Here is a 23119-nt window from a genome sequence, read left to right as displayed (position 1 = left end):
TAGCGGGTCGCCGCAGGCGTGGCCACGAGGGTGGCACCCGCCGGCTCTTGCTCCAAAGCCCAAAGCCAAACGCGACGCCGAAGGCGAGCCCTAAATATCCAAAAAAGCCAAAAAAAAACCTCGCGAATCTCTCGCGAGGTTTTTCAAGAACAAACAAACCTTACGCCGTAGCGCGAATACGCTCCACGATCGCATCACCGAAGGTATCCGTGGTACCCGTACCACCGACATCCGGCGTCGTGCGATCACGGGCATCCATCACATCGCGGATCGCGCTGCGCAGGCGGGTAGCCTTGGCAACCATGTCGAGGTGATCCAGCATATCCGCCGCGGCAAGCAGCAGCGCACAGGGGTTGGCCTTCTTCTGACCCGCGATATCCGGCGCCGAACCGTGCACGGCCTCGAAGATGGCCGCGTCCTTGCCGATGTTGGCGCCCGGCGCGAGGCCCAGGCCACCGACCAGACCGGCACACAGGTCGGACAGGATGTCACCGAAAAGGTTGGTGGTGACGATCACGTCGAACTGGTACGGGTTCATCACCAGCTGCATGCAGGCGTTGTCCACGATCATCTCGTTGAACTCGATGTCCGTGTAATCCTTGGCCACTTCACGCGCCACCGTCAGGAACAGACCCGACGAGGTCTTCATGATGTTGGCCTTGTGCACCGCCGTGACCTTCTTGCGGCCCTTCTGGCGGGCCATCTCGAACGCGTAGCGGCAGATGCGCTGCATGCCCGGGCGGGTGTTGCGGATCATCGACACGGCCACTTCGTTGTCGCCCTCGCCCGTCTGCGTCTGGCCTTCGGCGAGGTACGCGCCTTCGGTGTTCTCGCGCACGGTGATGATGTCGATGTTCTCGAAGCGCGCCTTGGTGCCCGGGAAGCTGATCGCCGGACGCACGTTGGCGTAGAGGTCGAACTTGCGGCGCAGGGTGACGTTGATCGAGGTGAAGCCGCCGCCGATCGGGGTGGTCAGCGGCCCCTTCAGGGCGACCTTGTGCTTGGCGATGGTGTCGATCGTGGCCTGCGGCAGCAGGTCGCCGTGCTTTTCGAGCGCGACCACGCCGGCGTCCACATACTCGTAGGACAGGCCACAGTCGAGGGCGTCGAGGACACGGATGGTCGCGTCCATGATCTCGGGGCCGATGCCGTCGCCGGGGATCACGGCAATCGTCTTGCTCATGGGAGTACTCCTGAAGGTGTGTCGCATGACACGTGCCGAAGCGCACGCGTGGGGAGAAAAATCGCCCAATTATCGGCGATCCGGCCCTCTTCCTTCAAGGATGGCGCCCGGCGGGCGCCAGGGTCGATCAGGCGGCGGGATGATCCGCGCAGGCGGCGGCATCCGTGGCGGGTTCGCCCTCGAGCGAGTCGAGGAAATCCACGGCGCGACGCAGATGGGGAATGACGATGGAGCCGCCCACCACCAGGCCGACGCTGAACACCTCGAAGAACTCGTCGCGGTTCACCCCCGCCTCCTTGCACTGGGCCACGTGGTAGCTGATGCAATCGTCGCAGCGCAGCACCATGGAGGCGACCAGGCCAAGCATTTCCTTGGTCTTGACGTCCAGCGCGCCTGCCCGGTAGGTCTGGGTGTCCAGGGCGAAAAAGCGGCGCACCACCTGGTTGTCCTCGCCAAGGATGCGCTCGTTCATCCGCTGGCGGAACGCGGTGAATTCCTCGACGCGCTTATCGGCCATCAGTGCGCCGCCCCGAGGATCTCGGCCAGCCGGCCGCTGCGGTCGGCCGCGGCCAGGTCGTCGAACCCGCCCACATGGGTGCCGTTGATGAAGATCTGCGGCACCGTGCGGCGGCCGCCGCTCTTCTCCAGCATGAGGTCGCGCTGGGCCGGGTCCGTGTCGATGCGCACCTCGTTCCAGGCCAGGCCCTTGGCCTTGAGGAGGTTCTTGGCGGCCACGCAGTAGGGGCACACCGCGGTGGAATAGATGGTGATGTCGGGGGTGGACACGGGAGGGGAACTCCAAGCCGGGATGAGGATGAAAAATGGCGATCCGGGGGCTATTTTACAAGGCAATCGTTCGCCACCGGGTGATGGTATCGTCCTCGCACCTATGCGTACCCCACGTCTCCGCCTGCCCCTGATCGCCGCCGCCGCGCTCGCCACCTTCGCCGCCGGCGCGCAGGACAACGTCCGCCTGCCCGACCTGGGCAGCTCGGCCAATGCGCTGATCAGCCCGCGGGAGGCTGACGAATACGGCGCGATGATGCTGCGCCAGATGCATGCGCTCGACCTGACGGTGGACGATGCCCTGCTGGACCAGTACATCAACGATCTGGGCTATCGGCTGGTCGCCGCGAGCGACCGGCCCAAGGACCATTTCCAGTTCTTCATCGTCCGCGACACCCAGATCAACGCCTTCGCCGCGCCCGGTGGCTACATCGGCGTCAATGCCGGCCTGATCAACATCACGCAGAACGAGAGCGAACTGGCCGGCGTCATGGCCCACGAGATCGGCCACATCACCCAGAACCACCTCTACCGCGCCTTCGAGGACTCCAAAAAGAACGCGCCGCTGATGGCCCTGGTGCTGCTTGGCGCCATCGCAGCGGGTGCCGGCGGCGGCATGGGCGATGCGGCACCGGCCGTACTGATGGGCGGCCAGGGCCTGCTGATGCAGCGGCAGATCAACTTCACCCGCAAGGACGAGGTGGAAGCCGACCGCGTGGGCATCCAGACCCTATCCCGTGCCGGCTACGATCCCGAGGCCATGGGCGACTTCTTCGGCCGCATGCAGGACACGCTGCGCGTGGGCCAGGGCGAAGAAGCCCTGCCCGCACTCTTGCAGACCCATCCGGTCACCCTGGCGCGCATCAGCGAGGCCAAGGCGCGCGCCCGCACGCTGGAGGAGGCCCAGGCCAACCGGCCGCGCCAGCCGACGCTGGACAAGGCCACCTGGGAAAAGAGCACGGCGCCCGTACTCTTCGTGAAAGACCCGACCACGCTGATATCGCCCTCGGGCAAGGTGGCCCGGGACGGCGTCGACGACACCTACGCGCTGATGCGCGAGCGCGTGCGCGTGCTCTCGGGCGATGCACGCCAGCTGGCGCCGTATTACGCGACCAACCTGAAGCGGAAGGATTTCGACACCGCGGCCAACCGCTACGGCTACGCCCTCTGCCTGCTGCGCATCGGCCAGGGCGCCCAGGCCGCCGCCGAGTTGCAGCCCTTGCTGGCCAAGGCGCCATCCAGCGTCGTGCTGCGCCTGGGCCTGGCCGACGCCTACGAGAACGCGGGCCGCCACGGCGACGCCATGGCGATCTACAAGGCCCTGCACGACAACTCGCCGCGTAACCGCGCGGTGGCCCTGGGTTACGCCCGTGCCCTCACCGGCACCGGACGGGTCGAGGACGCCCGCATCGCCACCGCCATGCTCCGGCCGATGCTGGACGACAGCGAGGACCCGGACATCTACCGCACCTTCGCACGGGCCAGCGAGCTGTCAGGCGACGGCGTCCGGGCCGCGGAAGCGTATGCCGACAGCGCCTACCTCTCCGGCCGGCCGTTCGACGCCATGGAGCAGCTGAAACGGCTGCTGGGTCGCAACGACCTGGATTATTACCAGCGATCGCGCGTCCAGGCGCGCATCGCGGACCTCACCCCGCTGCTGCTGGAGCTGCGCAAACGGCGCATTACAACGGACGACAACCCCGACGGCCGTAGCCAGTGGGCCGGGTCTCGTACCTTGCTGAGAAACGGAATGTGACCGTTGTCATTCCCGTGTAACACTGCAAGGCTGCAATATGACGGTCACAGCCACCGAGCGGCCCACGCGTGCATAAGCGCATTCTCATCGTAGAAGACGAAGCTTCGATCCGCGACATGGTCGCGTTCGCACTTCGCAAGGCGGGTATGGACGCGGCTCACGCCGCGGACGCCCGCGCCGCACAGATGGCCATTTCCGAGCGGGTTCCGGACCTGATCCTGCTCGACTGGATGCTACCCGGCACCAGCGGACTGGAACTGGCCCGACGCCTGCGACGGGAAGAACTGTCACGGGAAATCCCGATCATCATGCTCACCGCCCGCGGCGAGGAGATGGATCGGGTCAACGGCCTGGAAGCCGGGGTGGACGACTACGTCATCAAGCCCTTCTCCACCCGCGAACTCATCGCACGCATCAAGGCGGTCCTGCGCCGCAGCCAGGGCGACGACGGCTCAGGCGTGGTCGAGCTGGGCGGCCTGCGCATCGACGGACCCGCCCACCGCGTGTTCGCCGGCGAGGAGGCCGTGCCCATCGGCCCGACCGAGTACCGGCTGCTGTTCTTCTTCATGACGCATCCGGAGCGGGTCTACTCCCGCGCCCAGTTGCTGGACCATGTCTGGGGAGGCAGCGTCTACGTCGAGGAACGCACCGTGGATGTGCATATCCGGCGCCTGCGCAAGACGCTGGAGCCGTGGAAACTCGACGACATGGTGCAAACGGTGCGCGGCGCGGGCTATCGCTTCTCCGCCAGCACCTAGGTTTGCGCGGGCGGGCACGCTATGGTCCGAGCATCTGAACGACCACCGGCCGTACCCGTCATGTCACACCGTTTCCTTTATTCCTGGCGCCTTCCCGCCGGTTGCGCGGCCCTACTCGTTCTGGGCGGCGTGGCCGGCTGGCTGGTGCACGCGCCCCTGGTCGGTGTGACCGTGGTCGCGCTGGGGCAAATCGTCGTGCTGTTGTCTCTGTTCCGTCACAACACACGGCCAATGTTGCCTTCGACCGCCACGCACGCCCCCGAGTATGACCGTCTCATGACCCGCACCCGCCGAATCGCCTCCCGCCTGCGTGACCTGCGCAGCGCCGCGGGGACCCTGCCCGATGCCGTGGTCCTTTTGGACCACTCGCACCACGTGCGCTGGTTCAACCATGCGGCGGAGGAACTGCTCGGGCTGAAACAGGCGCGCGACCGTGGCCGGGTGCTGGCCGACCTGATGCGCAACACCGACCTGTCCGAATGGCTGGCCGACGGCGCGCGCGAACCGCTCAATGACGTAACCGCGCCCGGGCATCCGAACCGGCACGTCACCGCCACGCTGCTGCCCTTCGGGAGCCGCCAGCGCCTGTTGCTGGCACGCGACACCAGCCACCTCACCCGGCTGGAACAGATCCGGCGGGATTTCGTGGCCAACGTGTCGCATGAGCTGCGCACCCCGCTGACGGTGATCCACGGCTACCTGGAACTGCTCGACCCCGAAGACGTGCCTGAGCTTGCCCCGGTCCTGGACGAGATGCGCGCGCAGTCCAAGCGGATGGGCCAGATCGTGGAAGACCTGCTCACGCTGTCGCGGCTGGAAACCCAGGAACACGTCGCCGACGAGCCCGTGGCGATGGCACCCCTGCTGGCCAGCCTGCGCAAGGAGGCCGAGGCGCTGAGCCAGGGCCGCCATACCGTGTCGCTGGACGTGGCCACGGGGCACGACCTGATGGGCTCGCCGAAGGACCTGCACAGCGCGTTTTCCAACCTGGTCAGCAACGCGGTGCGTTACACCCCCACGGGCGGCAAGATCGTCATCCGCTGGGCCGCGGTCGAGGAAGGGGCCCGATTCTCGGTACAGGATTCCGGCTTCGGCATTCCCGCCTCGCATATCGCCCGGCTGACCGAGCGGTTCTATCGCGTATCGTCCAGCCGCTCGCGCGACTCCGGCGGCACCGGCCTGGGCCTGTCCATCGTCAAGCACGTGCTAAATCTGCACCAGGCACGGCTGGTGATCGAGAGCGAACCCGGCAAGGGCTCCACCTTCGCCTGCGTCTTCGGCAGCGAACGCCTGGCCGATGCGGCCCGGCTACACGAAGCCGCCGGCCTGCACGGCTGATTCGTGGCCGGCACGCGACGGCGGGTTGCTGCGACGCCGCTTTCCGGCATGATCGTCCATGCGCCACCATCGGACGTCATGAAAGGACCAGCGGAACGAATGAGCGAGCCCGTCGACCTCGGCCACCCCGACCTCTACATCAACCGTGAACTGGCGGCGCTGGAATTCAACTTCCGTGTGCTGGCCCAGGCCCGCGATCCCGATGTCCCCGCGCTGGAGCGCCTGCGCTACCTGACCATCGTCAGCAACAACCTCGACGAATACTTCGAGGTTCGCGTGGCCGTGCTCAAGCACAAGCATGCCCTGGGCGCGGCGGTGCCTGGCGCGGATGGGCTCTCGTCTGCGGATCTCCTCACCCGCATCCGCCAGCGCACGCTGGAACTGGTCGGCGAGCTCTACATCATCTGGCACGAGGAACTGCTGCCCACACTGGAACGGGAGGGCATCCGTTTCCTGACCCGCGAAGCGTGGAGCGATCGCCAGCGCCGCTGGCTGCAGGGCTATTTCCAGAACGAGATCATGCCGGTGCTGTCGCCGCTGGGCCTCGATCCGGCCCACCCGTTCCCGCGCATCCTCAACAAGACGCTCAACCTCGCCGTGGTGCTCGAAGGCCGCGACGCGTTCGGTCGCGAGGGCCACATGGCGCTGGTCCGCGCGCCGCGCTCGCTGCCGCGCATCATCCACGTACCCGGCGAAGTGGACGGCAACGACGGCGACTTCGTGTTCCTGGCCGAAGTGCTGCAGGCGTTCGCGGACGAGATCTTCCCCGGCTTCCGCGTCTGCGCGGCCTATCAGTTCCGCGTCACCCGCAACAGCGAACTGGTGGTGGAGGAAGCCGAGGTGGAGAACCTCGCCCGCGCGCTGAGCGAGGAGCTGGTCGGCCGTGGCTACGCGCGCCCGGTGCGCCTGGAAGTGGGTGCGGACTGCCCGCGTGCGATCACCGAGATGCTGGTGGCCAACTTCCAGTTGGAAGACGCCGACGTCTACCGCTGCGACGGCCCGGTCAACATCATCCGCTCGGGCCTGATCTACGACCAGGTGGACCGCCCGGACCTGAAATTCCCGCGGTTCACGCCCCGCCTTTCCCCGGCGTTCGGCAAAGGCGTCAACGAATTCGACGTGCTGGGCGCGCGCGACGTGCTGCTGCACCACCCGTACGAATCCTTCGTCTCCGTGATCGAGCTGCTGCGCCGCGCGTCGACGGACCCGGGCGTGCTGGCGATCAAGCAGACCCTCTACCGCGCGGGCAAGGATTCCCCGCTGGTCGATCTGCTGGTGGAAGCGGCGCGTAACGGCAAGGACGTCACGGTGGTGATCGAGTTGCGCGCCCGGTTCGACGAGGAAGCCAACATCGGCCTGGCCACGCGCCTGCAGGAGGCCGGCGTGCAGGTGGTCTACGGCGTGGTCGGCTACAAGACCCACGCCAAGATGCTGCTGATCGTGCGTCGCGAAGCCGGCGGGCTGCGCCGCTACGTGCACCTGTCCACGGGCAACTACCACCAGGGCAACAGCCGAGGCTACACCGACATCGGCCTGATGACCTCCAACGCGGATATCGGCGAGGACATCCACAAGGTGTTCCAGCAGCTGTCCGGCCTGGGCCCGATGATCCAGCTGAAGCGCCTGCTGCATTCGCCGTTCACCCTCTACAGCAGCGTGATGGGCAAGATCGAACGCGAGATCGAGCACGCACGAAACGGCCGGCCCGCACGCATCGTCGCCAAGCTCAATGCGCTCAACGAGGCGCACGTGGTGGAAGCCCTCTACCGCGCTTCCATGGCCGGCGTCAGCATCGACCTGATCATTCGTGGCGCCTGCACCCTGCGCCCCGGCATCCCGGGCGTGTCGGACAACATCCGCGTGCGCTCGATCATCGGCCGCTTCCTCGAGCACAGCCGCGTCTACTGGTTCGGCAACGACGGCGCGCCGGAGCTTTACTGCGCCAGCGCCGACTGGATGGAGCGCAACCTGATGCGCCGCATCGAAGTGGCCGTGCCGATCCTCGACGCGGAGCTGGCCGCCCGCATCTACGGCGAAACCCTGGAAAACTACCTGCGCGACAACACGCAAGCATGGCTGCTCGGCGCAGATGGCCGCTACACGCGCAACCAGCCCGCCATGGGCGAGGCACCGCACAGCGCGCAGCAGGCGCTGCTCTCGGCGTATTGCGGGTGACCCGGCGCGTGCTGTTCCTGTCGGTCTCCGCCGGCGCTGGGCATGTGCGCGCCGCGGAGGCACTGGAGGCCACGGTGGCGGCGCTGGCCGCTGAAGGCCACGACGTGGAGGCGAAGCACCTGGACGTGATGCACTACGTGCCCGCCACGTTCCGGCGCATCTACGCCGACTTCTACCTCAGCCTGATCACGCGCTATCCGCGGCTGTGGGGCATGCTCTATCGCATCACCGACGACACCCATCCGGATGCCGTGACTGCGCGCATGCGGCGCACCATCGAGCGCCTGAACACGCGGCGCCTGCGCACGGCGATCGCCGCGTTCGCGCCGGATGCCATCGTCTGCACGCATTTCCTGCCGGCCGAGATGCTGGCCCGGCAGATCCGCAAGGGCCGCATCGATACCCCGGTATGGCTGCAGGTCACCGACTTCGACCTGCACCGCCTGTGGGTGGTGCAGGGCATGGCCGGTTACTTCGCGGCCAGTCCCGAGATCGCCCATCGCATGCGTGCGGTGGGTCTGCCGGCCGACCGTATCCATACCACCGGCATCCCGCTGATGCCGGCCTTCGCCGGTCCGCACGATCGCCAGGCGCTGGCCGCCGGCTTCGGGCTGGACCCGTCGCGCCCCACCTTCTTGGTGATGGGTGGGGGCGCCGGGGTGGGCGAACTGGACCGGCTGGCCGACACGCTGCTGGCCGCCGGCGGCACCTTCCAGCTGGTGGTGCTCGCCGGACGCAATGCCGCCATGCTTGAACGCCTGCGCGCCCTGGCCGCGACCCGGCATGCGGGGCGCCTGTTCCCCCTGGGCTTCACGCGTCGCGTCGACGAGGTCATGGCCTGCTGCGACCTGGCCATCACCAAGCCGGGCGGCCTGACCGCCTCGGAGTGCCTGGCGATGGGCCTGCCCATGATCGTCAACGCCCCCATACCCGGCCAGGAAGAACGTAATGCCGACTACCTGTTGGAACAGGGCGCGGCGTGGAAGGCGATCGACGCCGTGGCCCTGGCCTGGCGCGTCGACGTGCTGCGCGACGCACCCGACCTGCTTGCCACCATGGCCGCCCGCGCCCGCGCCATCGGGCGGCCCCATGCGGCACGCGACGTGATCGCCCGGGTGCTCGACCTGCGGGGCACGGCATGATCCATGCCCCAGGACGACGCGCGCTGGCGGTGCTCGCCACCGCGGCCTTCACCCTACTGCTGGCCTTCCTGTTCGCGCGTGTGGAGATCGAGATCGAGGGCGCGCACGGCTGGGCGACCAGCCTGCCCACCTGGCGGATCGAACACCACTGGCTGCTCGACCTGTTCTGGGGAGGCCGCGCCATGACCGGCTACCACGCCTACGTGTTTCCGTTCATCGCGCTGTTCTTCCATTTCCCGATGGTGTTCCAGGGCTACTGGAGCTGGCGCGCGCAGGTACGGACGATCGCCTGCATCATGCTGTTCTGGGTCGTGGAAGACGGCCTGTGGTTCGTGCTGAACCCCGCCTTCGGGCTGGCGCGTTTCGACCCCGTCGACGTGCCCTGGCATCGCCACTGGTGGGGCCCGGCGCCCGCCGATTACTGGGTGTTCGGCTTCCTGTGCGTCGTGCTTTTCGTGCTGTCCGCGCTGCCCAGACCGCAGCGCGCGCCTACCCCACGCTGACGGACCGTGCCAGAATCCGTCGATACGTTGCTGCGGACATCCCTTTTGGCATCTACAGGCAAATCGCAGATCAACGACGGTGAATTCCTCGCCGCGGTCGATCTGGGCTCCAACAGCTTCCATATGGTGGTGGCCCGCTACGAGCACGGCGAGCCCCGCGTGATCGACCGCCTGCGCGACTCGGTGCGCATGGCGATCGGCCTGCGACCGGACGGCACGCTGGACGCCGGCCATCGCGCCGCGGCGCTGGCCAGCCTGGCGCGGTTCGGCCAGCGCATCGCCGGCATTCCCGCCCTGCACGTCCGCGCGGTGGCGACCAACACCGTACGCCGGCTGGCCTCCCCGCATGCCTTCCTGTCCGCGGCGGAAGCGGCGCTGGGGCATCCGGTCGAGATCGTGTCGGGCCGCGAGGAAGGCCGCCTGATCTTCCTCGGTGCCGCCCACGACCTGCCGGCCTCGCGTGACCATCGCCTGGTGATCGACATCGGCGGCGGCAGCACGGAGTTCATCATCGGCCGCGGCACGTCGCCGCTGCTGACGGAAAGCGTGCAGGTGGGCTGCATCGCCAGCACCCTGCGGTTCTTCCCGGGCGGCAAGATCACCCGCAAGCGCTGGCTGCGCGCGCGCCGCGAGATCGGCGTGCTGCTGCAGCAGTTCTCCGAGGATTACCGGGAAGCCGGCTGGGCGGATGCCTACGGCTCCTCGGGCACCTCCAAGGCCATCGGCGCCGTGGTCCGCGCGATGAAGCTCTCCGACGACGGCATCACCCCGGAAGCGTTGGCCGCGGTGCGCGAGGCCCTGATCGAGCAGGGTGCGTCCGGCGGCGCGCTCAAGCTGCCGGGGCTGCCCGAGGATCGCGCCGAAGTCTTCGCCGGTGGCGTCGCCATCTACGAGGCCGCCTTCGAGGCGCTGGGCATCGAACGCCTGCGCGTGTCGGAAAGCTCGATGCGCGAAGGCCTGCTGTGGGACCTGATCGGCCGCTCGGCCGGCACCGACCCGCGCATGGCCAGCATCGACGCGCTGGCCGCACGCTACGGCGTGGACCGCGCGCAGTCACGGCGCGTCGAGACCACGGCGCTGGGCCTGTTCGACCAGCTGGCCAAGGTGTGGAAACTGGACGACGACGGCCGCGAGTGGCTGTCGTGGGCCGCGCGCGTGCACGAGCTGGGTCTTGCCATCGCGCACAGCCAGCACCAGCGACACGGCGCCTATATCCTGCGCCATGCTGACCTGGCGGGTTTCTCGCGCCAGGAGCAACAGCTGCTGGCGGCGATCGTCGAATCGCACCGACGCAAGCCGGAAAAATCCGTCATCGCCGCGCTTCCCGTGCGTTACCGCATGCTGGCCCGGCATATCACCGCCATCCTGCGCCTGGGCGTGCTGTTCCGTCGTGCGCGCCGTGCCGAGGCGCTGCCACGCATCCGTGCCGTCGCCACGCGCCAGCGCCTGCGCCTCACCCTGCCCGCCGACTGGCTGGACCAGCACCCGCTGACCGAGGCCGACCTCGACCAGGAGCGCGAACCGCTGGCCGAGCTGGGCCTGGAGCTGGAAATCGTGACCGAATGAGCGCAATCGCCCCCGTGCGCGCGAACGCTTTCGCGAAGGGGCGTATCATCGGTGACCTGTTCCGCCGCCGCGATCGGTCACCCATGTTCAAAGCCGTCCTTGCCAGCGTCCTGCTCGCCCTGCCCCTTGGCGCCCTGGCCCAGCAACCCGCGAAACCCACGGCCCCGGCCACCGGTGCCGCGGAGCATCCCCGGGTGGTGATGCACACCACGCAGGGCGATTTCACCCTGGAGCTGTACCCGGAAAAGGCACCCAAGAGCGTTGCCAACTTCCTCCAGTACGTGCGTGACGGTTTCTACGACGGCACGGTGTTCCATCGCGTGGTCGACGGCTATCTGGTACAGGGCGGCCTCTACGGCCGCGACCTCACCCAGCGCCGCACGCGCGCCGCCATTCCCAGCGAGGCGGACAACGGTCTGTCCAACCTCCGCGGCACGGTGGCCGTGGCCCGTGGTGCCGACGCCAACTCCGGCACGTCGCAGTTCTTCGTCAACCTGGTCGACAACCGCCGGCTGGACTACGTCAGCAACCAGAGCGGCCTCACCTGGGGTTTTGCCGTGTTCGGCAAGATCGTCTCGGGCATGGACGTGGTGGACAAGATCGCCGCCCTGCCCACACGCGCCCAGGGGCCGTTCGTCGGCGATGTCCCCAATCCGCTGGTGATCATCGATTCGGCCAACGTGGTCGGTGAGGAAAAGGCCGCTCCGGCCCACGCGTCCTCCGCGGCCGCCGCAACGCCGGCAGCCACCAGGAGCAACGCGGCTCCGGCCAAGCCAGCCACGAAGAAGGCCGACAAGAAGGCCGCGACGCCGAAGGCCGCATGAGCACGCTGTTCATCGCGGACCTGCATCTGGACGATGCACGGCCCGCCATCACCACGCTTTTCGAGCAGTTCCTCGCCTCCGATGAAGCACGCACCGCTTCGGCGTTCTACATCCTGGGCGACCTGGTCGAAGCGTGGATCGGCGACGACGACGATGCCGAACTGCCGACCCGCATCGCCACCGCCACGCGTCGCCTGAGCGACGCCGGCGTTCCGGTGTACTTCATGGCCGGCAACCGCGACTTCCTGCTGGGCGACGCCTTTGCCAAGCGTGCCGGCCTGACCCTGCTGGACGACGGCACGGTACACGACATCGAAGGCGTGCCGACGCTGCTGATGCATGGCGACGTGCTGTGCACCGACGACGTGGCGTACCAGACCGTGCGTGCGCAGGTACGCACGCCCGCCTGGAAGGCGCAGATCCTGTCGATGCCGCTGGAGGCGCGCCGCGCGTTCGCCGCCAAGGCGCGCAGCGACAGCAAGTCGCACACAGGGCGCACCGACGAGACCATCATGGACGTGAACCAGGCCGCCGTCGAAACCGCGATGCGCAGCGCTGGCGTGCAGCGCCTGGTGCACGGGCATACCCACCGCCCCGCCATCCACACCTTCGACCTCGACGGCCGTCCGGCCCGGCGCATCGTGCTGGGCGACTGGTACGACCAGGGCTCGGTGCTGACCGTCGACGCCACCGACGCGCAGCTCCGCGGATTCCACAACGCACACGTGTGAACGCACTGATGTGATCGCGCACATCGCGCGAACATACACACGCGCATGCGACCGCGCCTATCGCGCGCACATACATACGCGCATGCGACCGCGCCTATGTAGGAGCGCACGATGTGCGCGACATCTGTTGAGGCCAAGCGCCCGGATTCACGCGCCAGCCCCAGGTCATCGCGAGAAGATGTCGCGCACGTGCGTGCGCTCCTACCGGGATCAAACGGCGGGGCGGTTGTCCAGGGTGGCGAGCCAGGTGAGTTCGCTTTCGGAGAAACCGGCGGCGCGGCGGGCGTCGAGGTTGAACGGGCCACGCAGCGAGCCATTCATGTAGTCGTCGAGCAAACGGGCGAAGGTGGCTTCAGGGTCGATGCCGTCGCGCGCGCAGCACCAGTGGAACCAGCGCGTGCCGGCGGCCACATGGGCCACCTCCTCACGCAGGATCACGTCCAGGATGGCCACCGTACGATCGTCCTGCTGGCGGCGCAGGCGCTCCATCATGCCGGGCGTGACATCCAGCCCGCGCGCCTCGAGCACGCGCGGCACCAGCGCCATGCGTGCCGTGTCGCTGTGCGCCGTCTTCTCGGCCATCTCCCACAGGCCGTTGTGCGCGTCGAAATCGCCGTAGGCATGCCCCAGTTCGGCCAGCCGGCCCGACAGCATCGTGAAATGCCGCGCCTCGTCGTTGGCACAGGCGGCCCAGTCCCGGTAATACGCATCGGGCTTGCCACGGAAACGATAGACCGCATCCCAGGCCAGGTCGATTGCATTGAATTCGATATGCGCGATGGCGTGGATCAGCGCGGCGCGGCCCTCCGGCGAACCGAGCCCGCGTTGCGACAACGCACGCGGCGACACCAGCCGTGGACGATCGGGTCGCCCGGGTAGCCCGATCGGCCGCGGCGGCGGTGAGGCCGAGTCGGGTCGAAGGTCGCCACTTTCCAGCGCGGCGAAGGTCGCGAAGCTCAGGCGTACCTTCTCCGCGGGATCGGTGGCGGCGAGGCAGCGCCCCGCCGCGGCGTGGAGATCGTGCAGGTCGGACATGACGTCAGCCGGCGGGAATCGAGACGCCGCCCGGGATCAGGCGCTGCGGCGTTCGTGCTTGGCGGAGTCCGAGCGCATCGCTTCCTGCTGTTCGAGGAAGCCGGCGTCCACGCCCGTGACGTACTCACCGGAGAAGCACGAGGTATCGAACTGCTTGAGGTCCTCGTTGCCGTCGTTGACCGCCCAGATCAGGTCTTCCAGATCCTGGTAGATCAGCCAGTCGGCACCCAGCGCCTTCTCCACTTCCTCCACCGTGCGACCGGCGGCGATCAGCTCGGAGGCGGCCGGCATGTCGATGCCGTAGATGTTCGGGTAGCGCACCGGCGGCGCGGCGGAGGCGAAATAGACGTTCCTTGCGCCAGCGTCGCGGGCCATCTGGATGATCTGGCGCGAGGTGGTGCCACGAACGATGGAGTCGTCCACCAGCAACACGTTCTTCTTGCGGAATTCCAGCTCGACGGTGTTGAGCTTGCGGCGGACGGATTTCACGCGCTCGCCCTGCCCCGGCATGATGAACGTGCGACCGATGTAGTGATTCTTGACCAGGCCTTCGCGCATGGGCACACCCAGCGCCTGCGCCAGCGAACTGGCGGCGGTGCGCGAGGTGTCGGGAATGGGGATGACCGCGTCGATGCCGTGATCGGGGCCGCGCTCGCGGAGGATCTTCTCGGCGAGCTTCTCGCCCATGCGCAGGCGAGCCTTGTACACCGACACGTCCTCGATCATCGAATCCGGACGCGCCAGGTACACGTATTCGAAGATGCACGGCGCGTGCACCGCGTTCTCGGCGCAGCGACGGGCATGCAACTCGCCGCCCTCGGTGATGATGACCGCCTCGCCCGGTTCGATGTCGCGCACGCGCTTGAAGCCGAGTACGTCCAGCGCCACCGATTCGGAGGCCACGGCGTATTCGCGGCCTTCGGGCGACACACGCTCGCCGAGCACCAGCGGACGGATGCCGTTCGGATCGCGGAAGGCGATCAGCCCATAGCCCAGCACCAGCGCGATGCAGGCATAACCGCCGCGCGCACGCGCATGCACGTTGCCGATCGCCTTGAACACGTGCTCCGGCGTCAGTGCCCCGCGATCGTCCACCTGCAACTCGTGCGCGAGGACGTTCAGCAGCACCTCGGAGTCGGAGTCGGTGTCGATATGGCGACGATCGTCCTCGAACATTTCCTTGCGCAGCGCCTCGGTGTTGACCAGGTTGCCGTTGTGCGCAAAGGCGATGCCATAGGGCGAGTTGACGTAGAAGGGCTGGGCTTCTTCCGTCCCCTCCGAGCCTGCCGTGGGGTAGCGGCAGTGCCCGATGCCGATGCGGCCACGCAACCGGCTGACGCCAGCCGAGTTGAAGACGTCGCGAACCAGGCCGTTACCCTTGTGCAGGCGCAGCCGCGCACCATCCACGGTAGCGATGCCGGCGGCATCCTGACCGCGATGTTGCAGGACGGTCAGGCCGTCATACAGGGCCGATGCCACTTCCGTGGTACCGACGATGCCGATGATTCCGCACATGGTGTTGCCTTCTACTGATGGGCCGACGTGGTCGCGGCGGCAGGATGAGCATTATCGCTCTTCGGCGCCTGCCCTGGCATGGTGAGGTCGCGAAGTTTCATCAGGTCGGCCCCGCTGGGCATCGACATGTTGGGCATTTTCATCTCCTGCAGCGCCGCGGGCGGGTGCAGGTACTGGCGCACGTTGCCGGGCACCTGCTGGCCCAGCCAGGCAGCTGGCGCGGCGAACTGCGGCAGCAAGGCGGATTCACGCCAGATCGGCTCGTTGGGCAACGGCGTGAAGCCCATGGCGAACACCACCAGACTGACGATGAGGATGCCACGCAGCGCGCCGAAGGCCATGCCGAAGAGGCGATCCGGCCCGCCAACGCCCGTGCTGGCCACCAGGCGGGAGATCATGAAGCGGAACAGGCCGCCGATCAGCAGCACACCCATGAAGCAGACGCCATAGCCGATGCCGATGCGCGCCATGGGCAGCGAGATGCTGCCCTCCAGGCGCTGCGCGATCAGCGGACCGAACGTCCAGGCGGCCCAGAAGGCGCAGACCCACACCACCACCGACAACACTTCGGAAATGAGGCCGCGCACCAGGCCGATCAAGGCCGAGATGAACAGCACGCCCATGATGACGTAGTCCACCCAGCTCACGGCGCCCCCCATGGTGTCGTGGTCATGCGAGCGTTACGGCGCCGACACCACGACGCCGTCGAGGCCGACCTTGGCCTTGATCTGGTCTTTCAGGCGCGTCGCGTCGTCGCGCTGGGTCTGCGGGCCGGCACGCACGCGCCACAGCTTGGCCCCCGAGGAGGCGACGACCGTATCGACATAGCCGGCGATGCCCGCACCACGCAATTTATCGCGCAGACGCGTGGCTTCCGCCTCGCTGCTGACCGCGGCCACCTGGACGGCGAAGCCACCGGCGCGCGGCGAGGCGGCGGGAACCGCGGCGGCCGTCGGCGCGGCCGCCGCAGCCTGCGTGGGCGTGGGTGCAGCCCGCGCCGGCGCATCGGCGGTCTGGGTCTCCGGTCGGGACGACAGCGAGGCCGGCGCGCCCGGCGCCGCGGCAGTAATCTTCAACCGGGCGGCTTCCGCGGCGGCGCGCGTCTCGAACGGCCCGGCGGTAACACGGGTAAGCGACTTGCCCGCCTGGTTGGTCGCGGCGGTGCTGACGGGATAGCCGAGGGCCTTCACCTTCTGCACGAGGGCATCGGCCTTGCTGCGGTCGGCGTAGGCGCTCAGGTTGATGCTGTAGCTGCCGCGACCGGCCGTACCTGTGGGCAGGGCCTCCGCGGCGGCGGCCTTGGGCTCGGCGGCGGGCACGGCAACCGCCTTGGGCGGCTTGGCCGTGGCGACAGCAGCCGCTGGCGTGGCCGGCGCGGCGGCCTTGGGAGACGCCGGCGCATTGGCGAAATCTTCCGGCAGGGCGTCGGCCGGCTTGCGCGAGGCGATGTCCACCGAGGCGAGCTTGCTGCCACCACCGGGCGTGACCGTGGCCGGCGGCGAAGCAGGCGCCTGGACCGGCTGCGCACCGCCGTTGGCGGGCGTCGTACCGGCTACCTGCGCCGCACCGTTGGCCGCGGCGGGCGAACCGCCGGGGGCCACATCGAGCGTACGGGTTTGCAGTTCGCGATCGGGCGCGGGCGGAATCTCCAGGCTGACCGTCTGGTCGGCGTCCGATTTCGGCGGCGCGCTGGAGAACATCATGGGCACGAACAGGACCAGCAACGCGATCAGTACCGCGGCACCCAGCAAGCGTGTTTTCAAGGAAGGCTCCATACGACCGGCGCAAAGCGAATCAAGCCGATTATAGCCGGCAAAGGGGTGGCCCCGACGCCCCGGGCGCCGGGGCGTTCACGTCGTAGCGGCCAGTGCCGCGCTGGCGACGAAGAACGAGCCGAACAGCAGGACGGTGTCGCCCTCCCCGGCCGCGGAACGCGCCCCGGCCCAGGCACTGGCGACATCGTCGAACACCGCGTGCGCGGCATGCGGCAGGACCCCCGCGAGGCTGTCCGCCAGAGCCGGCCCGGCAAGGCCCCGGGGCGTGTCCCCGTCCAGGCCAGCGAGGTACCAGTGATCGACCCGGTCGCCCAAGGCGGCCATCACGCCCTTCGTGTCCTTGTCGGACAAGGCGCCGTACACGGCCAACAGGCGTCCGTCGCGGTGCTCCGCATCGATCCAGGCGGCCAGGGCGCGCGCCGCCTGGGGGTTGTGCCCCACGTCCACGACGGTCGTTGGATGCTCGCCGATGCGTTGCAGGCGGCCCGGCACCCGTACCGCGGCCAGCGCATGGCGGAGCGCGGCGGTCGGCACGACCACCCGCGGGACCAAAGCATGAACGGCGGCGATGGCGGTGGCTGCATTGTCGAGCTGCACCGGCGCATCCAGGGCCGGCAACGGCAACGCATGCCGCGTGCCGTCGGCGTGCACCCAGGTCCACGCGGCGTCGCCATCGCCACCTGCCGGCTCGACGCGGTAGTCGATGCCCGCGCGGACGAGGCGTGCGCCGTGTGCCGCCAGCGCCGTGAGCAGGCCGTCCGGCGGCTGCCGCTCGCCGACGATCGCCGGTCGGCCGGGCCGTGCGATGCCGGCCTTCTCGCGACCGATGCTGTCGCGGTCGCCACCCAGCCAGTCCTGGTGATCGAGGTCGATCGTGGTGATGACGGCCACATCGGCGTCCACCAGGTTCACGGCATCCAGCCGGCCGCCCAGGCCCACCTCGAGGATGGCCACGTCCAGCGACGCGCGGGACATGAGGTCGATGGCCGCCAGCGTGCCGAACTCGAAATAGGTCTGCGCGATATCGCCACGCGCCCGCTCGATCCGTTCGAACGACGCCACCAGGGCGGCGTCGTCGGCATCGCGGCCGTCGAGGCGGATGCGCTCGTTGTAGCGCACCAGGTGCGGCGAGGTGTAGCAACCGACACGGTAGCCGGCGGCACGCAGCATCCCCTCGACCAGGGCGACGGTGGAACCCTTGCCGTTGGTGCCGCCCACGGTGACCACGAGCGGCGCGGGACGTGGCGCGCCCATGGCCGTCCATACGGCACGGACGCGATCCAGCCCCAGTGCGATGTCACGGGGGTGCGTGCGCTCCTGGTAGGCCAGCCAGTCGGACAGCGAGCGCGTCATGGGGAAAACCAGGGTGACATGGAGCGGAAAGCCCGATGAAAGAGGCGTGCAGCTTAATGCTCCGGACGGTCGCGTGCACCCTTGCGGCCCTGGCACACGCGAAGGTAGGCGGCATGTTCGCGCTCTGGTCTGCACTGGTCGAGGGCACACGCGCCCATGCGATCGTTCCCCTCCTGGCCTTCCTCCACCTGGACGGACTGGCCGGCGACCCGCGGGAGATCGCCGAGGCGATCCTCATCTCGCTGCTGCAGGTGGCGATCATCGGTTTCCTGTTCCGGCCGCTGGAGTCGATGATTCCCGCGGAACGCTGGCCGGACCGCCGCCTCACGCGCGTGGACCGCCAATACACGCTGATGATGCTGCTGGGCATCTTTCCGATGTTCAGCTACCTCGTGCTCACCCCGATCGGCAACTACTTCGGCGGCACGGGCAACGAGGCGGGCAGCGACGATTCGCTGCTGGGCATCACGCACTGGATTCCCGCGCTGGCCGGGCATCCGCTGGCGCTGTTCGTCGTCTATTACCTCATCTACGACCTGGTGTACTACTGGATGCACCGCCTGCAGCACGCCCTGCCCTGGTGGTGGGCGCTGCACAGCATGCACCACAGCACCCGGCAGATGAGTTGCTGGACGAACGATCGCGGCAGCCTGGTCGACGGTTTCCTGCAGTCGATGGTGCTGGCCGGCGTGGGACTGGTCATCGGCGTGGAGCCCACCGACTTCGCATGGCTGATGCTGATCGGCGAACTGGTGCAGAACTTCTCCCACGCCAACGTCCGCGTGCGCTTCGGCCCCGTCCTCGACCGCGTACTGGTCTCGCCCGTGTTCCACCGGCTGCACCACATGCGCGTGGACCCGGACCGTCCCACCCTGCACAACTGCAACTTCGGCCAGGTGTTCTCGATCTGGGACGTGGTATTCGGTACCGCCCTGTACGGCGAGCCGATCCGCCCCACGGGCGTGGGCGATCCGATGGTGGACGCCGACAACGACAAGGGCCTGGTCGGCCTGCACTGGAACGCCTTCCGCCGCTTCTGGGGCGCCGTCCGATGCCGCGCCGGCTGGCGCCTGGGCGACGTGGCCTTCGGCCAAGACTACCGCCCCATATCCGTCAAGGACCTCGACCTCCACGCCCTGGAAACCCCGGTAGGAGCGCACGATGTGCGCGATGTGCGCGATGTCCGCGGCACGCACGACATGTAGGAGCGCACGATGTGCGCGAAAAAAAAACGCCAGCCGCAAGGCTGGCGTTTTTCACCTCATCTCACCGAAGCAAGATCAGCAACCCGCCTCGCCTCCAAACGGATCGTCCAGGATGATCGTGTCGTCACGATCCGCACCGGTGGCCACCAGCGCCAGCTTGCAGCCGGACAGCTCCTCGACCGCACGCAGGTAAGCGCGCGCGGCGGGCGGCAGCTTGTTCCAGTCGCGGATGCCCGCGGTGGATTCTTCCCAGCCCGGGAACTCCAGGTACACCGGCTTGCACTCGTCCCAGCCATCGGCGTCCAGCGGAGCCAGTTCGCGACGCTTGCCGCGGTATTCGTAAGCGATGCAGACCTTGATGCTTTCCAGGCCGTCCAGCACGTCGAGCTTGGTGATGGCCAGGCCGTCGATGCCGTTGATCTGCACGGCGCGCTTCAGCGCAACCAGGTCGATCCAGCCACAGCGGCGCGGACGGCCCGTGCTGGCACCAAATTCGTTGCCCTTCTTGCGCAGCAGTTCGCCCATGTCGTCGTTGAGCTCGGTCGGGAACGGACCGCCGCCGACGCGCGTGGCGTAAGCCTTGCAGATGCCCAGCACGTAGTCGATGTCACGCGCGCCGACACCGGTGCCGGCCAATGCGCCGCCGACGGTGGTATTGGAGGAGGTGACGTACGGGTAGGTGCCGTGGTCGATATCGAGCAGCGCGCCCTGCGCCCCTTCGAACAGGATGTTGCCACCGTCGCGGCGCACGTCGTGCAGGATGGTGGCGACATCGTCGACCATCGGGCGCAGGTATTCGCCCCAGGTCAGCGCTTCGTCGAGGACGGTCTGGTAATCGACCGGCTCGGCCTTCAGCCACTGCGTCAGCACGAAGTTGTGGTAATCCACCGCGGCCTTCACCTTTTCCGGCAGCTCATGCGGGTACATGAGGTCGGCGACGCGGATGGAACGACGGGCGACCTTGTCCTCGTACGCCGGGCCGATGCCGCGGCCGGTGGTACCGATGGCCTTGGCGCCGGAAGCCACTTCGCGCGCCTTATCGACAGCGATGTGGTACGGCATGATCAGCGGCGTGGCCGGCGAGATCTTCAGGCGCGGACGCACGTCGACGCCCTGGGCTTCCAGCTCGGCGACTTCGCTCATCAGCGCGGCCGGCGACAGCACCACGCCGTTGCCGATCAGGCAGAGCGCGTCGTCGCGCAGGATGCCCGAGGGGATGAGATGCAGGACGGTTTTCTTGCCCTTGATAACCAGCGTATGACCGGCGTTATGGCCACCCTGGAAACGTGCGACGGCACCGACGCGCTCGGTAAGAAGATCGACGATCTTGCCCTTGCCCTCGTCGCCCCATTGCGCGCCCAGAATTACGACTGACTTACCCATGTTGACGGTTCTCTTTGGTGGCGTTGCCCGAACGGGCGATGTGGATACGGATCAGCGCTGACGACCGGGGCCGTCGTTGAGATAGCGCAGGAATTCGGAATCGGGCTTTAGGACGAGTACGCCCTTGCCATCGGCGAACGACTTGCGATAAGCCGCCATGCTGCGATAGAAGGCGAAGAACTCCGGATCCTGGCTGTAGGCCTGGGCGTAGATGGCGGCCGCCTGGGCATCGCCGTCGCCCTTGACCTTGGTGGCGTCGCGCTCCGCGTCCGCCAGCAACACCGACTTCTGCCGATCGGCATCGGCGCGGATCTTGGCCGCGCTTTCCTGGCCGGTATAGCGCAGTTCGTTGGCCAGCTGCAGGCGCTCGGCACGCATGCGCTTGTAGACCGACCCGCTGACCTCGTCGGGCAGGTCGATGCGCTTGATGCGTACATCGACCACGGCGATGCCGAGGTTCTTGCGGGCGGCGGCGTCGGTGTCCTTGCGAACCTGGCCGGTGATGTCCTCGCGGCCGCCGGCGATCAGGTCTTCCAGCTTGCGCGAGTTGAACTCGTGGCGCAGGGCGTCCTTCACGATGGGGGTGAGGCGCTGGATCGCCTGGGTGTCCTCGCCCGACGTGGCGCGATAGAACGCCGCGTTGTCGGCGATGCGCCACTTCACGTAGAAGTCGACGTTGACGCTTTTCTTCTCGAGCGTGAAATAGCGCTCGGGCTGGGCGTCGAGGCCGAGGATACGGTTGTCGAAGCGCATCACCTGCTGCACGACCGGGATCTTGAAGTGCAGGCCGGGCTGGTAGTCGGCACGGACGATGCGGCCGAATTGCAGCAGCAAGGCGTTCTCGCCTTCCTTGACCACGAAGACGCTGTTGAGGCCGAGCAGGACGACGAGAAGGACGATGAGGCCGGAAACGATCTTCACTGGGCGCTCCCCTGCGGCGGGTTCGTGGTCGGGGTGGCATCGGTGGTGGCCGACTGGACCACGGTGCCGACGCCGGGCACGTTACGAACGGCGTTGTCGGGCGAGCCGACCGGCAGCTGGATGATGTTCTTGCCGTTGGTGCCGTCGACGATCTTCGGGTTGTCCGCCATCACTTCCTCGACCGTTTCCAGCCACAGCCGGCGCCGGGTGACCTCGGGCGCGGCGCGGTATTCCTTCAGGAGCAGGTCGAAGCGCTCGGCCTCGCCGTTGGCGCGCGCGATGCGCTCGACGCGGTCGCCCTCGGCCACCGCGGCGATCCGGCCGGCGTCACCGCGGGCCAGGGGCACCACGCGGCTCTCGTAGGCGCGGGCGTTGTTTTCTTCGCTCTGCTTGTCTTCGCGCGCGGCGTTGACGTCGTCGAAGGCGTCCTTCACTTCCTTGGGCGGCGAAACGTTCTGGAAGCTGACGCCGGTGACCATGATGCCCGCGTCGTACTTGTCGAGCGTGGCCTGGAGGATGTCGCGGGTCTGCTGCTGCAGGGTTTCCTTGGCAGCAGGCGCGACGCCGGCCACCGGTGCCTGGTCCGGCGCGGGCGTGTCCACACCCGGCGTGGTCAGGATGTTGTCCATGATGTTGGCGCCCACCACCGATCGCACGGCCGCCTCAGCCGCGTTGTGGATGGTGTTTTCCTCACGGTCGGCATTGGAGTAGAGGAACTTGCGTGCGTCCGACACCTGGTACTGCACGTTGAAATCGATGGCGATGATGTTCTCGTCGCGGGTGAGCATCGACACGTTGTCGGAGACAGAACGGACCTGGGTGGTCTCGACCTTGGTCACCGTCTCGATCGGGCTGGGCGCCTTGAGGTGGAAGCCCGGCGGCAGGATGCGCGAGAACTGCCCGAAACGCAGCACCACGCCCACCTGGCGGGCGTCGATCACCGTGTAGCTGCTGACCAGCAACCAGGCCACGATGAAGACCAGCACGATGGCGGTGACGCCACCGCTGCCGGCGCCGAACTTGCCGAAGCGCGCCCTCAGGCTTTTCAGCGCACCGTCGAGGTCAGGTTTGCGCCCACCCGACCGGTTGCGGTTCCAGGGGTCCTTCTGGCCGTTGCCGGGTTCGTTCCAAGCCATGGGCGGCAGTCTCCTTGGGGGACCGTGGTGGGGG

The 23119-nt window shown here is 67.8% G+C and carries 21 protein-coding genes; 10 read left to right on the top strand and 11 right to left on the bottom strand.

The window, feature by feature from the left end; all coding sequences use genetic code 11:
* Nucleotides 1-160: 160 nt before the first annotated feature.
* From QRN34_RS17275 to grxC, 3 genes are all read right to left on the bottom strand, one after another.
* The gene (locus QRN34_RS17275) at nucleotides 161-1183 is read right to left on the bottom strand and encodes an isocitrate dehydrogenase (protein ID WP_285406403.1); all 1023 of its coding nucleotides are present in this window, start codon (nucleotides 1181-1183) and stop codon (nucleotides 161-163) included.
* A gap of 127 nt (nucleotides 1184-1310) precedes the next feature.
* Nucleotides 1311-1700 (bottom strand): carboxymuconolactone decarboxylase family protein, encoded by a 390-nt coding sequence (locus QRN34_RS17270; protein WP_036142760.1) that lies wholly within the window; start codon nucleotides 1698-1700, stop codon nucleotides 1311-1313.
* Nucleotides 1700-1969 carry a glutaredoxin 3 gene (grxC, locus tag QRN34_RS17265; protein WP_285406401.1) on the bottom strand — a complete coding sequence of 90 codons (270 nt, stop codon included), beginning with the start codon at nucleotides 1967-1969 and terminating at the stop codon, nucleotides 1700-1702. Before grxC ends, QRN34_RS17270 begins: the two co-directional genes overlap by 1 nt.
* A gap of 103 nt (nucleotides 1970-2072) precedes the next feature.
* Here grxC and QRN34_RS17260 point away from each other — a divergent pair, with 103 nt between their 5' ends.
* The 9 genes from QRN34_RS17260 (at nucleotide 2073) to QRN34_RS17220 (ending at nucleotide 12762) form a co-directional block, all read left to right on the top strand.
* Entirely contained in the window at nucleotides 2073-3725 is a 1653-nt protein-coding gene (locus QRN34_RS17260; protein ID WP_285406399.1) for a M48 family metalloprotease, read from the top strand.
* 68 nt (nucleotides 3726-3793) lie between these two features.
* Complete coding sequence (gene phoB, locus QRN34_RS17255) at nucleotides 3794-4483, top strand: phosphate regulon transcriptional regulator PhoB (RefSeq protein WP_036142766.1); 690 nt, start codon at nucleotides 3794-3796, stop codon at nucleotides 4481-4483.
* 60 nt (nucleotides 4484-4543) lie between these two features.
* Nucleotides 4544-5821, top strand: a complete 1278-nt coding sequence (gene phoR, locus QRN34_RS17250) for a phosphate regulon sensor histidine kinase PhoR (RefSeq protein WP_036142768.1) — start codon at nucleotides 4544-4546, stop codon at nucleotides 5819-5821.
* Nucleotides 5822-5920: 99 nt separating this feature from the next.
* A complete protein-coding gene (gene ppk1, locus QRN34_RS17245; protein ID WP_345782918.1) occupies nucleotides 5921-7996 on the top strand; it encodes a polyphosphate kinase 1 in 2076 nt (691 codons plus the stop codon).
* Nucleotides 7993-9138, top strand: a complete 1146-nt coding sequence (locus QRN34_RS17240; protein WP_285406392.1) for a glycosyltransferase — start codon at nucleotides 7993-7995, stop codon at nucleotides 9136-9138. The genes ppk1 and QRN34_RS17240 overlap by 4 nt, the downstream gene beginning before the upstream one ends.
* Nucleotides 9135-9641, top strand: coding sequence for a hypothetical protein (locus QRN34_RS17235; RefSeq protein WP_285406391.1), 507 nt, complete (start codon nucleotides 9135-9137; stop codon nucleotides 9639-9641). Before QRN34_RS17240 ends, QRN34_RS17235 begins: the two co-directional genes overlap by 4 nt.
* 45 nt (nucleotides 9642-9686) lie before the next feature.
* Nucleotides 9687-11207: a Ppx/GppA phosphatase family protein gene (locus tag QRN34_RS17230; protein ID WP_036142777.1), complete on the top strand. Its 1521-nt coding sequence runs from the start codon at nucleotides 9687-9689 to the stop codon at nucleotides 11205-11207.
* An 83-nt stretch (nucleotides 11208-11290) separates the two neighbouring features.
* Nucleotides 11291-12031 (top strand): peptidylprolyl isomerase, encoded by a 741-nt coding sequence (locus QRN34_RS17225; RefSeq protein WP_285406390.1) that lies wholly within the window; start codon nucleotides 11291-11293, stop codon nucleotides 12029-12031.
* The gene (locus QRN34_RS17220) at nucleotides 12028-12762 is read left to right on the top strand and encodes a UDP-2,3-diacylglucosamine diphosphatase (protein WP_285406387.1); all 735 of its coding nucleotides are present in this window, start codon (nucleotides 12028-12030) and stop codon (nucleotides 12760-12762) included. The genes QRN34_RS17225 and QRN34_RS17220 overlap by 4 nt, the downstream gene beginning before the upstream one ends.
* A 210-nt stretch (nucleotides 12763-12972) precedes the next feature.
* Here the strand turns inward: QRN34_RS17220 and QRN34_RS17215 are convergent, their stop codons facing one another.
* The 5 genes from QRN34_RS17215 to folC form a co-directional block, all read right to left on the bottom strand.
* Nucleotides 12973-13788, bottom strand: a complete 816-nt coding sequence (locus tag QRN34_RS17215; RefSeq protein ID WP_285406416.1) for a ferritin-like domain-containing protein — start codon at nucleotides 13786-13788, stop codon at nucleotides 12973-12975.
* Nucleotides 13789-13833: 45 nt separating this feature from the next.
* On the bottom strand, nucleotides 13834-15312 hold the full coding sequence (gene purF / locus QRN34_RS17210) for an amidophosphoribosyltransferase (RefSeq protein WP_036142784.1): 1479 nt from the start codon (nucleotides 15310-15312) through the stop codon (nucleotides 13834-13836).
* An 11-nt stretch (nucleotides 15313-15323) separates the two neighbouring features.
* Nucleotides 15324-15959, bottom strand: coding sequence for a CvpA family protein (locus tag QRN34_RS17205; RefSeq protein ID WP_036142787.1), 636 nt, complete (start codon nucleotides 15957-15959; stop codon nucleotides 15324-15326).
* A 33-nt stretch (nucleotides 15960-15992) separates the two neighbouring features.
* Nucleotides 15993-17075, bottom strand: a complete 1083-nt coding sequence (locus tag QRN34_RS17200) for an SPOR domain-containing protein (protein WP_285406382.1) — start codon at nucleotides 17073-17075, stop codon at nucleotides 15993-15995.
* An 87-nt stretch (nucleotides 17076-17162) separates the two neighbouring features.
* On the bottom strand, nucleotides 17163-18440 hold the full coding sequence (gene folC, locus QRN34_RS17195) for a bifunctional tetrahydrofolate synthase/dihydrofolate synthase (protein WP_285406381.1): 1278 nt from the start codon (nucleotides 18438-18440) through the stop codon (nucleotides 17163-17165).
* Nucleotides 18441-18553: 113 nt separating this feature from the next.
* On the opposite strand from folC, the gene QRN34_RS17190 reads away from it, so the two are divergent.
* Nucleotides 18554-19645 (top strand): sterol desaturase family protein, encoded by a 1092-nt coding sequence (locus QRN34_RS17190; protein WP_285406379.1) that lies wholly within the window; start codon nucleotides 18554-18556, stop codon nucleotides 19643-19645.
* A gap of 75 nt (nucleotides 19646-19720) precedes the next feature.
* On the opposite strand, the gene QRN34_RS17185 is transcribed toward QRN34_RS17190, so the two are convergent.
* The 3 genes from QRN34_RS17185 to QRN34_RS17175 are packed head-to-tail and all read right to left on the bottom strand — an operon-like array spanning nucleotide 19721 to nucleotide 23085.
* Entirely contained in the window at nucleotides 19721-21028 is a 1308-nt protein-coding gene (locus tag QRN34_RS17185; protein ID WP_036142797.1) for an adenylosuccinate synthase, read from the bottom strand.
* 51 nt (nucleotides 21029-21079) lie between these two features.
* Nucleotides 21080-21949 carry a protease modulator HflC gene (gene hflC, locus QRN34_RS17180; protein WP_036142798.1) on the bottom strand — a complete coding sequence of 290 codons (870 nt, stop codon included), beginning with the start codon at nucleotides 21947-21949 and terminating at the stop codon, nucleotides 21080-21082.
* Complete coding sequence (locus tag QRN34_RS17175; protein WP_285406376.1) at nucleotides 21946-23085, bottom strand: protease modulator HflK; 1140 nt, start codon at nucleotides 23083-23085, stop codon at nucleotides 21946-21948. The genes hflC and QRN34_RS17175 overlap by 4 nt, the downstream gene beginning before the upstream one ends.
* Nucleotides 23086-23119: the final 34 nt, after the last annotated feature.

The sequence above is a fragment of the Luteibacter sp. ME-Dv--P-043b genome (genome assembly GCF_030209605.1).
Lineage (GTDB): Bacteria > Pseudomonadota > Gammaproteobacteria > Xanthomonadales > Rhodanobacteraceae > Luteibacter.
The sequence above is the reverse complement of the archived record's forward strand: the minus strand, read 5'-3'. Positions and strand labels throughout refer to the sequence as shown.